Below are 12,671 nucleotides of genomic sequence, written 5' to 3'. Positions count from 1 at the left end.
CTGCGCGGCAACGGTTAATGCCTGCGCGGTTCTGTCGCACGCAGGATCACCGCGGGCAACGACTACCCAAGAATATGACTGAGCGGTATCGCTTTTATCTTTCTTTTTCGGGCATCAAGCAGCAATATTTCGCATGATTAATCCAATAAAAACGAAATATGGGAATAATTCATGCAAAACCCGCTGAGTCCTATCGATCGCAAGATTCTTCGCCTGCTGCAACACAACGCCGAACTGTCCGCTGCGGAGGTGGCGGAAAAGGTAGAGCTGTCGCAATCGCCCTGCTGGCGGCGGATTCACCGCATGCAGGAAGAGGGCCTGATCGAACGCAAGGTCGCCCTGCTCAACCACAAGCTGCTCGGCTTCGGCATCACGGTGTTCGTCGACATCAAGCTGTCGGCCCACGGCCGCAGCAACCTGGAGGAGTTCGAGCAGGCGGTGGTCGGCTATCCCGAGGTACTGGAGTGCTACACCATGGCTGGCGGCTCGGACTACCTGCTCAAGGTGGTGGCCAAGGACATCGCCGGCTACGAGCGCTTCCTGCGCGATCACCTGCTGCAGCGCCCCCACGTGCAGGAGGCGCACTCCAACATCGCCATGAGCGAGGTCAAGCGCACCACCGAGCTGCCGCTGGATTGAGCGGCCGGTCGCGCGCCGGAAAGCCTCTCGCAGCAGGCTCAGACGCCAGGTCGACTGGCCTCGATCAGGTTGAGCAACTGGTCCACCGTGGCGGCCAGCTCGCCGGAGTTGTCCAGCAACTGCAGCCGCTCGCCCTGCGCCGCACCGCCGGCGAACTGGGCGTTGCGTGCCAGACGGGCCTCGATTTCCAGCGGTGTCTCGCGCCCGCGGGCCAGCAGGCGCCGACGCAGCACTGCCGGATCGACCGCGAGCAGCACGGCGAACAGATCCGGATAGCGTCGGCGCGCCTCGTCCAGGTAGGCCCGCGAGCCGTTGACCAGGACATCCGCACCGCCAGCCAACCATTCGTCGACCTGCCGGGGAATGCCGTAGGCCAGGCCATTGGCGCGCCAGCTCATGGCGAAGGCGCCGGCCCGCTCCTGCGTCTCGAACTGTTCCGGCGACAGCGACAACGCCTCTTCGCCGAGCGCCTCGGCGGAACGGGTGATCACCCGCCGGGCGATCCGACAGCCCCGCGCGGCCAGCGGCCCGCGCGCAGCCTGCAGCAAGCTGTCCTTGCCCGAGCCCGAAGGTCCCATCAGATAGATCAAACGCCCGCCCATCACTCCCCCCTTTCGCCTGCCGCCAGACCTGCCAAACCACGCTCATGGCCGCTGGCACATCATAATCGTTGTCATGCATGACCAGGCGCGAACCACGCTCCGCGGGCTGGCCGGACAGACTCTCCGAAACCGCCGTACTAAATGACGGCGTTCTGTCTAATGGCACTCACTTCTGACGACCGGTGCTGGCAAAGAGCCTTTATCCAGACCAAAATACGACACGTAATTGGCGCCAAATATTTGTAAGCATGACTCGACAGTCATCTCGATACGAGCGGCTATGCTGGTGGAACAACGAGCGCGAAAATGGGTCTTAACCCTAACCATTTGTAGCCCTGTGCCAGCATCGCTTTCCTGAACGAACCGGTTTACTGTATGCCCCCTATGAAACAGGCCATCTATTCCAGTCGTACCGCTGACAAATTCGTTGTTCGCTTGCCCGACGGTATGCGCGAGCGCATCGCCGATGTGGCGCGCAACCATCACCGCAGCATGAACTCGGAGATCATCGCCCGCCTCGAGCAGAGCATGCTGCAGGAAGGCGCGCTGGACGATGATTCGAATCTGCGCATCGACAGCCCCGAACTGTCCCAGCACGAACGCGAGCTGCTGCAACGCTTCCGCCAGCTGTCGCGGCGCCAACAGAACGCCCTGATCGCCCTGATCGCCCACGACAGCGAACTCGCCTCAGCAGATTCGTAAGAACCACGCATACAAAAAAACCGGCCCCTGGCCGGTTTTTTTGTATCGAAGGGGCGCCGACACGGCGTCCCTTCGCTCGCCAAGCATCAGCCGGCGAAGTTGAGCAACACCCCCGCCGCCACTGCCGAGCCGATCACCCCGGCCACGTTCGGCCCCATGGCATGCATCAGCAGGAAGTTCTGCGGGTTGGCCTCCAGACCGACCCTGTTCGAGACCCGCGCCGCCATCGGTACGGCCGACACCCCGGCCGAGCCGATCAAGGGGTTGATCTTGTTCTTGCTGAGCAGGTTCATGCCCTTGGCCATCAACACCCCGGCGGCGGTGCCGCCGCAGAAGGCCACCATGCCCAGCACCAGAATCCCCAGGGTCTTGAGCTGCAGGAAGGCTTCGGCCGACAGCTTGGAGCCCACGGTCAGGCCCAGACAGATGGTGACTATGTTGATCAACGCATTACGCGAGGTGTCGGCCAGACGCTCGACCACCCCGGACTCGCGCAACAGGTTGCCGAAGGCGAACATGCCCACCAGCGGCGCGGCATCCGGCAGCAGCATGCCGACCAGCAGACACAGCACCAGCGGAAAGACGATCTTCTCGACCTGGCTGACATGCCGCAGCTGCTGCATGACGATGGCGCGCTCTTCCTTGGTCGTCAGCGCGCGCATGATCGGCGGCTGAATCAACGGCACCAGGGCCATATAGGAATAGGCCGCCACGGCGATCGGGCCGAGCAGGTCCGGCGCCAGCTTGGAGGTGACGAAGATCGAGGTCGGACCGTCGGCCCCGCCGATGATGGCGATGGACGCCGCCTCCTTGAGGCTGAACTCCATCCCCGGAATGCCCAGGGCGGTCAGCGCCAGGGCGCCGATCAGGGTGGCGAAGATGCCGAACTGCGCCGCCGCACCGAGCAACAGCGTCTTGGGGTTGGCCAGCATCGGACCGAAGTCGGTCATGGCCCCCACCCCCATGAAGATCAGCAGCGGGAACACGCTGGTGGGCAGGCCGACCTCATAGATCATGTGCAGGAAACCTGCACCCTCGGCCATATTCGCCACCGGAATGTTGGCCAGCACACCGCCGAAGCCGATGGGGATCAGCAGCAGCGGCTCGAAGCCCTTCCTGATCGCCAGGTAGATCAGCCCCATACAGACCAGGATCATCAGCGCCTGCCCCGGCTCCAGGTGATACAGGCCGGTGCTCTGCCACAGCTTGACGAGCTTCTCCATGGACCGCCCCTCAGGCGATGGCCAGCAGGCTGTCGCCCACCGCCACCGCATCGCCGACCTTGACGTTGACCGCACCGACGGTACCGGCCTTGAACGCGCGGATCTCGGTTTCCATCTTCATGGCCTCGAGAATGATCACCAGCTGCCCCTCCTCGACCGCCTGGCCCGGCTGCACCAGCACCTTGAAGATGTTGCCGGCCAACGGCGCGGCCTGCGGCTCGCCGCCGCCGACGGCAGCCGGAGCCGCCGCCGCAGCGGCCGGCGTAGAAGCGGCGCCCCCCAGGGGCTTGATGCCCTCGATATCGCCGCCCTCGCCCACCTGCACCACATAGGACTTGCCGCTCACCTCGACGGTGTAGACCTCGGGCTTGCCGGCCTCGCGCGCCGGCCGCTCGTCACCGCTCGGCACCGGCTCGAAGGCCGCCGGGTTGCCGCGGTTTTCCAGGAACTTCAGGCCGATCTGCGGGAACAGCGCATAGGTCAGCACGTCGTCGATTTCGTCCTTGGCCAGCTGGATTCCCTTGTCCCGGGCGATGCCCTTGAGTTCGGCGGTCAGCTTGTCCATTTCCGCCTCGAGCAGGTCGGCCGGGCGGCAGCTGATGGCCTCCGCGCCATCCAGCACACGTGCCTGCAGCTCGGCGTTGAACGGCGCTGGCGCCGCGCCGTACTCGCCCTTGAGCACGCCGGCGGTTTCCTTGGTGATCGACTTGTAGCGCTCGCCGGTCAAGACGTTGATCACCGCCTGGGTCCCGACTATCTGCGAAGTCGGGGTCACCAGCGGGATGAAGCCGAGGTCTTCGCGCACCCGCGGGATTTCCGCCAGCACCTGGTCGAACTTGTCCTGGGCGCCCTGCTCCTTGAGCTGGCTCTCCATGTTGGTGAGCATGCCGCCCGGCACCTGGGCGACCAGGATGCGCGAGTCGACGCCCTTGAGGTTGCCCTCGAACTTGGCGTACTTCTTGCGAACCTCGCGGAAGTAGGCGGCGATCTCCTCCAGCAGCTCCAGGTTCAGACCGGTATCGCGCTCGGTACCCTGGAACATGGCCACCACCGACTCGGTCGGCGAATGGCCGTAGGTCATCGACAGCGAGGAGATGGCGGTGTCGACGTTGTCGATACCGGCTTCCACCGCCTTGAGGATGGCCACGGAAGACAGCCCCGCCGTGGCGTGGCACTGCATGTGGATCGGGATCGACAGGCTGGCCTTGAGCCGTGACACCAGCTCAAAGGCGATATAGGGGGTGAGGATGCCGGCCATGTCCTTGATGGCGATGGAGTCGGCACCCATGTCTTCGATCTGCTTGGCCAGGTCGACCCACATCTGCAGGCTGTGCACCGGGCTGGTGGTGTAGGAAATGGTGCCTTGGGCATGCTTGCCCTGGCGCTTGACCGCCTGCAGGGCGGTCTGCAGGTTGCGCGGATCGTTCATCGCATCGAACACGCGGAACACGTCGACGCCGTTGACCGCCGCCCGCTCGACGAACTTCTCCACCACGTCGTCGGCATAGTGCCGGTAGCCGAGCAGGTTCTGCCCGCGCAGCAGCATCTGCTGGCGGGTATTGGGCATGGCCTGCTTCAGGGCGCGGATGCGCTCCCAGGGATCTTCGCCCAGGTAACGGATGCAGGCGTCGAAGGTCGCGCCGCCCCAGGATTCCACCGACCAGAAGCCGACCTGGTCGAGCTTGGCGGCGATCGGCAGCATGTCCTCCAGACGCACACGGGTGGCCAGGATGGATTGGTGGGCGTCGCGCAGCACCACGTCGGTGATGCCGAGGGCCTTTTTCACAGCGGTCATACGAAAGCTCCCTGTCGAACCTGGATCAGCCGCGGCGCGCGCGGTGTTGATGAATGGCGGCCTGGATGGCGGCGAGCACCTCGGGCGCGGGGTCTTGCGCCGATGCCCTGGTCGGTACCGGCGCAGCGACGGCGCGCTGCGGGACGGGCGCGGCGAAGCGCTCGAGCAGGCGCGCCATCAGGCGAATGGAGAGAATGAGCAGAGCCAGGAAGACGAACACGAAGCCCATGCCGAACAGCATGAGCTCGACGCCCTCGAGCAGGAGTTGGCTGGGGGTCATGATGACTCCTTTAAACTGCGGCTCCGGGCCGCATTGTCGTTATTAGCGGAGGCGCCCGGAAATGCGCCGGGCAAAGCTGGCGCACCTTAGCTTGAAACAAGCGTTTGAAGCAAACCCGAGGCCGTTAAAGTGACATTTTCGGACGTAATCGCGACAACCCGCGCAGCTCGCCCCACGAAGGAGCCCGGGGTCACAGCAAAAAGACCGAGGCCAAGCCGAGAAAGATAAAGAAACCGCCACTGTCGGTCACCGCGGTGATCATCACGCTGGCACCCATCGCCGGGTCGCGCCCCATGCGTACCAGGGTCATGGGAATCAACACCCCCATCAGCGCGGCGAGCAGCAGGTTCAGGGTCATCGCGGCGGTCATCACCACCCCCAGCGACCAGCTGTCGTACAGCAGGAAGGCTACCGCCCCTATCACCCCGCCCCAGACCAGGCCGTTGATCAGCGATACCCCCAGCTCCTTGCGGATCAGTCGCGAGGTATTGCCGGTACTGACCTGATCCAGCGCCATGGCCCGGACGATCATGGTGATGGTCTGGTTGCCCGAGTTACCGCCGATGCCGGCGACTATGGGCATCAATGCCGCCAGGGCCACCAGCTTCTCGATAGAGCCCTCGAACAGGCCGATCACCCGCGAGGCGAGGAAAGCGGTGATCAGGTTGATCGCCAGCCAGGCCCAGCGGTTGCGCAAGGACTTCCATACCGAGGCGAAGATGTCCTCCTCCTCGCGCAGACCGGCCATATTGAGGACTTCGCTTTCGCTCTCCTCGCGGATCAGGTCGACCATCTCGTCGATGGTCAGGCGCCCGATCAGCTTGCCGTTCTTGTCCACCACGGGTGCGGAGATCAGGTCATAGCGCTCGAACGCCTGGGCTGCATCGTAGGCGTCCTCGTCTGGGTGAAAGCTCACCGGGTCGGTCGCCATCACCTCGCTGACCAGCCGCTCGGGGTCATTGACCAGTAGTCGCTTGATCGGCAGCACACCCTTGAGCACGCCGTCGTAGTCGACCACGAACAGCTTGTCGGTATGCCCCGGCAGCTCCTTCAGGCGCCGCAAATAGCGCAACACCACCTCGAGGCCGACGTCTTCGCGGATGGTGACCATCTCGAAGTCCATCAGCGCGCCGACCTGCTCCTCCTCGTAGGACAGCGCCGAACGCACGCGCTCGCGCTGCTGCGCATCGAGGCTCTCCATCAGCTCGTGGACCACGTCACGCGGCAGCTCGGACGCCAGATCGGCCAGCTCGTCGGCATCCATCTCCTTGGCCGCCGCGAGTATCTCGTGGTCATCCATGTCGGCGAGCAACGACTCGCGCACCGCGTCGGAGACTTCCAGGAGGATATCGCCGTCGCGCTCGGCCTTGACCAGCTGCCAGACCGTCAGGCGGTCGTCGAGGGGCAGGGCTTCGAGGATATGGGCGACGTCGGCGGGGTGCAGGTCGTCGAGCTTGCGCTGCAGCTCGGCCAGATTCTGTCGGTGCACCAGGTTTTCCACCAGATCCTGGTGCTGGCCTTCCTGACGGTGGGTCAGGTCTTCGACCACCTTGTGGCGGTGCAACAGCTCGACCACCTGAGCCAGGCGGTCCTGCAGGCTTTCTTGCGGCTTCTTGGCGTCTACTTCAGTCATGGCGCGCTCCTCCCCCAGCGGCGGCGCACGCCAAAGAGGGTCAATCAGTCAATACGCGATTGCACAATCGGGATGCAAAGTAACTACTGGGTAAGTCCATGGTGGTGTCCCACAGGCCCCGGCGGGGCCGACGGCGCAGATGATAACACCGCCCAAGGTCATTGCACGTGACAAAAGCCAGTCAAGAACAAGCGCTTGCACCACAAACCTGAATGATTTTTCCGAATGCGCCACTGCGACGCCCGCACCAGGCCGCAAGGCACCCTGACAGCGACAAGGCCTTCGACTAGGCTGCTTCGGTGATCGTCAAGGAGGACGTCTCGATGCCTAAACTGCGCTGCGCAGCGTTCTGCGCCATCCTGCTGTGCCCTACCCCTCTGCTGGCCGCGACCGTGTTCCGCTGCGAAGATCCCAGCGGCCACATCACCTTCACCCTGCAAGGCTGCAGCGAATCGCAAGACCTGCAGCTGCACCACGCCGACAACCCGACGCCCGGCAGCGGCAAGCCGGTGCCACTGGCGAAGACCGGAAAAGCCACGCGCACCAAACGACAGGCAAAACCCAGCACAACACTGGTGATTGGCGAGCGAGGCGACGGCTGCGGCAACCGCGTCACCGGTAGCGCCCGGCGCACGGCCATGATCCAGCAACAGGTGCTCGCCGGCATGACCCGCAGCGATGTGGAAAGCGCCCTCGGCAAGCCGGACAAGGTCAGCCGCCAGAACGGCCGGACCCGCTATCTCTATCGCGACCGCGAAGGCAGCAGCCGCCAGGTCAGCTTCGACGAAGCCGGCTGCGTCAGAGGCAAACCCTAGCGCGCAAAAAGTCCGGACAAAGAAAAAGGGCCTGCATCGCTGCAGGCCCTTTCGGTATGGCGCACTCAGGAGGATTCGAACCTCCGACCGCCCGGTTCGTAGCCGGGTACTCTATCCAGCTGAGCTATGAGTGCGTATGGCGCTTTTAGACCAGATCACCGCTGGTTAAAACAAAATGGCTTACATCACTGCAAGCCATTTGCTGTATGGCGCACTCAGGAGGATTCGAACCTCCGACCGCCCGGTTCGTAGCCGGGTACTCTATCCAGCTGAGCTATGAGTGCACTGAGCGTGCGCATTATAGGGATAAAAATTCGTTAATCAAGCATTAATTCGATTAATTTCAACAACTTATCGATCTAACGCTGAAACACACCCTACACTGCAAAATATGGCGGAGAAGGGGGGATTCGAACCCCCGACACCCTTTTGAGGTGTACTCCCTTAGCAGGGGAGCGCCTTCGGCCACTCGGCCACCTCTCCGCAACACGGGGCGCATGATAACCATGTTTTCCCCGTTTGCAAAGCCAAAATTTCGAGAAAAATTAGTGGCTTGGTTCGTCGCCTTTCTCTTTCTGAATACGTTGGTAAATCTCCTCACGGTGCACGGCTACCTCCTTCGGCGCGTTGACGCCGATGCGCACCTGATTACCTTTCACGCCCAACACGGTGACAGTCACTTCATCACCGACCATCAGGGTCTCTCCGACCCGGCGAGTCAGAATCAGCATTCCTTTCTCCTCACGGCTTACATTTCAGGACAACAGTCTGCAAAAAAGAAAAATGGTGGCAGTCCCGAGCAGCTCAAGCGGAACCTTCACCCAAGTATTGACCAGAGTGGACAGAAAGAAAGTCCTGCCCCCACCAACCAAAAAGACGAAAGGCGCGGAACCTGCCGCGCCTTTCGGAAATGCCTCAGTCGCCCTGGCGGGCCGGAGCGTCCAGTTCGAACGCGGTATGCAGGGCGCGCACCGCGAGTTCCAGGTACTTCTCCTCGATCACCACCGACACCTTGATCTCCGAGGTGGAGATCATCTGGATATTGATGTTTTCCTTGGCCAGGGCCTCGAACATGCGGCTGGCAACCCCGGCGTGGGAACGCATGCCGACGCCGACGATGGACACCTTGGCGATCTTGATGTCGCCGACCACTTCGCGGGCACCCAGCTCGCGCGCGGTGTTTTCCAGCACCTGCTGCGCATTCTGGTAGTCGTTGCGGTGCACGGTGAAGGTGAAGTCGGTGGTGTTATCGTGCGAGACGTTCTGCACGATCATGTCCACCTCGATGTTGGCGGCGCTGATCGGGCCGAGGATCTTGAAGGCCACGCCCGGGATGTCGGGCACGCCACGGATAGTCAGCTTGGCTTCGTCGCGATTGAAGGCGATGCCGGAGATGATCGGCTGTTCCATGGTTTCCTCTTCATCAAGGGTAATGAGGGTGCCCGGCCCCTCTTGGAAGCTGTGCAGCACGCGCAGCGGGACGTTGTATTTGCCGGCGAACTCCACCGAACGAATCTGCAGCACCTTGGAGCCGAGGCTGGCCATTTCCAGCATTTCCTCGAAGGTGATCTTCTCCAGGCGCTGGGCCTGGGGCACCACGCGCGGGTCGGTGGTGTAGACCCCGTCGACGTCGGTGTAGATCTGGCACTCGTCGGCCTTCAGCGCTGCGGCCAGGGCCACCCCGGTGGTGTCGGAACCACCGCGGCCGAGGGTGGTGATGTTGCCGTGCTCGTCCACACCCTGGAAGCCGGCGACCACCACCACGCGCCCGGCCTTGAGGTCGTTGCGCAGCTTCTGGTCGTCGATCTGCAGGATGCGCGCCTTGTTGTGCGCACTGTCGGTGAGGATGCGCACCTGGTTGCCGGTGTAGGACACCGCCGGCACGCCGCGCTTGATCAGCGCCATGGCCAGCAGGGCGATGGTCACCTGCTCGCCGGTCGACACCATCACATCCAGTTCGCGCGGCACCGGCTGATCGTCGCTGACCTGCCTGGCCAGGTCGATCAGGCGGTTGGTCTCGCCACTCATGGCGGACACCACGACGACGATGTCGTCGCCGTTCTCGCGGAATTTCTTGACCTTCTCGGCCACCTGCTGAATACGCTCAACGGTGCCGACGGAGGTGCCCCCGAATTTCTGTACGATCAAAGCCATTTCAAAGCCGCCTCAGCCCGTGAAGGGCGCCCATTAGACATTCAACTCAGCGCAGTGCCAAGGCCCGCCGGGCGGGGCCTGACCTTGGCGGCGCCGGCGCACCGGCCGGCGCTTACAACCCTTGCTCGGCGAACCCCACGGCCAGCGCCAGGGCGCCGTCCAGCGCCGCCGCATCGCTGCCGCCGCCCTGGGCCATGTCCGGGCGACCGCCGCCCTTGCCGCCCACGGCCGCCGCTGCCTGCTTCATCAGCTCGCCGGCCTTGAGCCTGGCGGTCAGGTCCTGGGTCACTCCGGCCACCAGCACCACCTTGTCGTCCTGCACGCCGCCGAGCAGGATCACCGCGCTGCCCAGCTTGTTCTTCAGCTGGTCGACCATCGCCAGCAGCGCCTTGCCGTCCAGGCCGTCGAGACGCGCGGCCAGCACCTTGACGCCCTTGACCTCCACCGCCGAGCCGGCCAGGTCGTTGCCCGCGGCACTGGCGGCCTTGGCCTTGAGCTGCTCCAGCTCCTTCTCCAGTTGGCGGTTGCGCTCCAGCACCCCGGCGAGCTTGTCCAGCAGGTTGTCGCGGCTGCCCTTGACCAGCGCCGCCGCCTCTTTCAGCTGCTCCTCGGCGCCATTCAGGTAGGCCAGCGCCGCGGCACCGGTGACCGCCTCGATGCGGCGCACGCCGGCGGCCACACCGCCCTCGCTGACGATCTTGAACAGGCCGATGTCGCCGGTACGGGAGACGTGGGTGCCGCCGCACAGTTCGACGGAGAAGCCGCCGCCCATGGTCAGCATGCGCACGGTCTCGCCGTACTTCTCGCCGAACAGCGCCGCGGCGCCCTTGGCCTTGGCGGTGTCGATATCGGTCTCCTCGGTCTCCACTTCGCTGTTCTTGCGGATCTCGCCGTTGACCATATCCTCCAGCGCCTTGAGCTGGGCCGGGGTCACCGCCTCGAAGTGGCTGAAGTCGAAGCGCAGGCGCTGGCTGTCGACCAGCGAGCCCTTCTGCTGCACGTGCTCGCCGAGCACCAGGCGCAGGGCCGAGTGCAGCAGGTGGGTGGCCGAGTGGTTGAGCGCCGTGGCCTGGCGCACCGTGGCATCGACCTGGGCGGTGACCTGATCGCCCACGCGCAGGGTGCCATTGCCGATGATGCCGTGGTGCAGGAAGGCACCGCCGGCCTTGGTGGTGTCGCGCACGTCGAAGCGCGCAGCGGCCGCGGCGAGGAAACCGCAGTCGCCGACCTGGCCGCCGGATTCGGCGTAGAACGGCGTCTGGCTGAGCACCACCACGCCCTCCTCGCCCTCGTCCAACTGCTCGACCGCCTCGCCGGCCTTGAACAGGGCGACCACCTGCCCCTGGTCGGCGGTGCAGACGTAACCGGTGAACTGGGTATCGGCGTCCACCTTGACCAGGCTGTTGTAGTCCATGCCGAAGGCACTGGCGGAGCGGGCGCGCTCGCGCTGACCCTCCATCTCGCGCTCGAAGCCGGCCTCGTCGATGGTCAGGCCGCGCTCGCGGGCGATGTCGCCGGTCAGGTCGACCGGGAAACCGTAGGTGTCGTACAGCTTGAACAGGGTCTCGCCGGGGATCATCTTGCCCTTGAGGCCGACCAGGTCCTGCTCGAGTATCTTCAGGCCCTGCTCCAGGGTCTTGGCGAACTGCTCCTCCTCACCCTTGAGCACGCGCTCGATGTGCGCCTGCTGCTGCTTGAGTTCCGGGAAGGCCTCGCCCATCTCGGCCACTAGGGCGGCGACGATGCGATAGAAGAAACTGCCCTTGGCGCCCAGCTTGTTGCCGTGACGGCAGGCGCGACGGATGATGCGGCGCAGCACGTAGCCGCGACCCTCGTTGGACGGGGTGACGCCGTCGGCGATCAGGAAGCCGCAGGAGCGGATGTGATCGGCCACCACCTTGAGCGAAGCCTGGCCGTCGTTGCTGCAGCCGATGGCCTGGGCCGCGGCGTCCAGCAGCTTCTGGAACAGGTCGATCTCGTAGTTCGAGTGCACGTGCTGCAGCACCGCGCTGATGCGCTCCAGGCCCATGCCGGTATCCACGCTCGGCGCCGGCAGCGGGTGCATCACGCCGTCGGCGGTGCGGTTGAACTGCATGAACACGTTGTTCCAGATCTCGATGTAGCGGTCACCGTCCTCGTCCGGGCTGCCGGGCGGGCCGCCGGCCACGTCCGCACCGTGGTCGAAGAAGATCTCGGTGCAAGGCCCGCAGGGGCCGGTGTCACCCATGGCCCAGAAGTTGTCGGAGGCGTAGGGCGCGCCCTTGTTGTCGCCGATACGCACCATGCGTTCGGCCGGCACGCCGACCTGCTGGGTCCAGATGTCGTAGGCCTCGTCGTCGCTGGCATAGACGGTGACCCACAGCTTGTCCTTGGGCAGCTTCAGCCACTTGTCGCCGGTGAGGAACTCCCAGGCGAAATGGATGGCGTCGCGCTTGAAGTAGTCGCCGAAGCTGAAGTTGCCGAGCATCTCGAAGAAGGTGTGGTGACGCGCGGTATAACCGACGTTCTCCAGGTCGTTGTGCTTGCCGCCGGCGCGCACGCACTTCTGGCTGGTGGTGGCGCGGGTGTAGGCGCGCTTTTCCAGGCCGAGGAAGCAGTCCTTGAACTGGTTCATCCCCGCGTTAGTGAACAGCAGGGTCGGGTCGTTGCCCGGGATCAGGGAGCTGGAGGCGACACGGGTGTGGCCTTTCTCTTCGAAGAAGCTCAGGAAGGCTTCACGGATTTCTGCGCTTTTCATAGGGTCATCCACGGAATCAGGCGGCCACGGCAAAGCCGGCAAAGGGCCGCATTATATCGGCCCTGGCATGCGAGGCTAGTGCCTTTCTCGA

At 64.1% G+C, this 12,671-nt stretch carries 11 protein-coding genes and 3 tRNA genes; 3 read left to right on the top strand and 11 right to left on the bottom strand.

What is annotated here, in order from left to right:
- Window positions 1–171: 171 nt before the first annotated feature.
- Window positions 172–639, top strand: coding sequence for an Lrp/AsnC family transcriptional regulator (locus SBP02_RS07185; RefSeq protein ID WP_318645710.1), 468 nt, complete (start codon window positions 172–174; stop codon window positions 637–639).
- A gap of 38 nt (window positions 640–677) precedes the next feature.
- Here the strand turns inward: SBP02_RS07185 and phnN are convergent, their stop codons facing one another.
- Window positions 678–1,241, bottom strand: a complete 564-nt coding sequence (phnN, locus tag SBP02_RS07180; protein ID WP_318645709.1) for a phosphonate metabolism protein/1,5-bisphosphokinase (PRPP-forming) PhnN — start codon at window positions 1,239–1,241, stop codon at window positions 678–680.
- Between the two features lie 375 nt (window positions 1,242–1,616).
- Here phnN and SBP02_RS07175 point away from each other — a divergent pair, with 375 nt between their 5' ends.
- Entirely contained in the window at window positions 1,617–1,943 is a 327-nt protein-coding gene (locus SBP02_RS07175; protein ID WP_318645708.1) for an Arc family DNA-binding protein, read from the top strand.
- 86 nt (window positions 1,944–2,029) lie between these two features.
- On the opposite strand, the gene SBP02_RS07170 is transcribed toward SBP02_RS07175, so the two are convergent.
- From SBP02_RS07170 to mgtE, 4 genes are all read right to left on the bottom strand, one after another.
- Window positions 2,030–3,166, bottom strand: a complete 1,137-nt coding sequence (locus SBP02_RS07170; RefSeq protein WP_318645707.1) for a sodium ion-translocating decarboxylase subunit beta — start codon at window positions 3,164–3,166, stop codon at window positions 2,030–2,032.
- Window positions 3,167–3,176: 10 nt separating this feature from the next.
- Entirely contained in the window at window positions 3,177–4,961 is a 1,785-nt protein-coding gene (gene oadA, locus SBP02_RS07165) for a sodium-extruding oxaloacetate decarboxylase subunit alpha (RefSeq protein WP_318645706.1), read from the bottom strand.
- 25 nt (window positions 4,962–4,986) lie between these two features.
- On the bottom strand, window positions 4,987–5,241 hold the full coding sequence (locus tag SBP02_RS07160; RefSeq protein WP_318645705.1) for an OadG family protein: 255 nt from the start codon (window positions 5,239–5,241) through the stop codon (window positions 4,987–4,989).
- Window positions 5,242–5,431: 190 nt separating this feature from the next.
- Entirely contained in the window at window positions 5,432–6,874 is a 1,443-nt protein-coding gene (mgtE, locus tag SBP02_RS07155) for a magnesium transporter (protein ID WP_318645704.1), read from the bottom strand.
- A gap of 323 nt (window positions 6,875–7,197) precedes the next feature.
- Here mgtE and SBP02_RS07150 point away from each other — a divergent pair, with 323 nt between their 5' ends.
- Window positions 7,198–7,689, top strand: coding sequence for a DUF4124 domain-containing protein (locus SBP02_RS07150; protein ID WP_318645703.1), 492 nt, complete (start codon window positions 7,198–7,200; stop codon window positions 7,687–7,689).
- Between the two features lie 57 nt (window positions 7,690–7,746).
- Here SBP02_RS07150 and SBP02_RS07145 read toward each other — a convergent pair.
- The 6 genes from SBP02_RS07145 to alaS form a co-directional block, all read right to left on the bottom strand.
- A tRNA-Arg gene (locus tag SBP02_RS07145) sits at window positions 7,747–7,823 on the bottom strand.
- A 73-nt stretch (window positions 7,824–7,896) separates the two neighbouring features.
- A tRNA-Arg gene (locus tag SBP02_RS07140) sits at window positions 7,897–7,973 on the bottom strand.
- A 108-nt stretch (window positions 7,974–8,081) separates the two neighbouring features.
- A tRNA-Ser gene (locus tag SBP02_RS07135) sits at window positions 8,082–8,172 on the bottom strand.
- Window positions 8,173–8,234: 62 nt separating this feature from the next.
- Window positions 8,235–8,420, bottom strand: a complete 186-nt coding sequence (gene csrA / locus SBP02_RS07130; RefSeq protein ID WP_069517029.1) for a carbon storage regulator CsrA — start codon at window positions 8,418–8,420, stop codon at window positions 8,235–8,237.
- A 184-nt stretch (window positions 8,421–8,604) separates the two neighbouring features.
- Window positions 8,605–9,843 (bottom strand): aspartate kinase, encoded by a 1,239-nt coding sequence (locus tag SBP02_RS07125; RefSeq protein ID WP_318645702.1) that lies wholly within the window; start codon window positions 9,841–9,843, stop codon window positions 8,605–8,607.
- Window positions 9,844–9,955: 112 nt separating this feature from the next.
- Window positions 9,956–12,580 carry an alanine--tRNA ligase gene (gene alaS / locus SBP02_RS07120; protein WP_318645701.1) on the bottom strand — a complete coding sequence of 875 codons (2,625 nt, stop codon included), beginning with the start codon at window positions 12,578–12,580 and terminating at the stop codon, window positions 9,956–9,958.
- Window positions 12,581–12,671: the final 91 nt, after the last annotated feature.

The organism is Pseudomonas benzenivorans (assembly GCF_033547155.1).
GTDB lineage: Bacteria > Pseudomonadota > Gammaproteobacteria > Pseudomonadales > Pseudomonadaceae > Aquipseudomonas > Aquipseudomonas benzenivorans_B.
The sequence above is the reverse complement of the archived record's forward strand: the minus strand, read 5'-3'. Positions and strand labels throughout refer to the sequence as shown.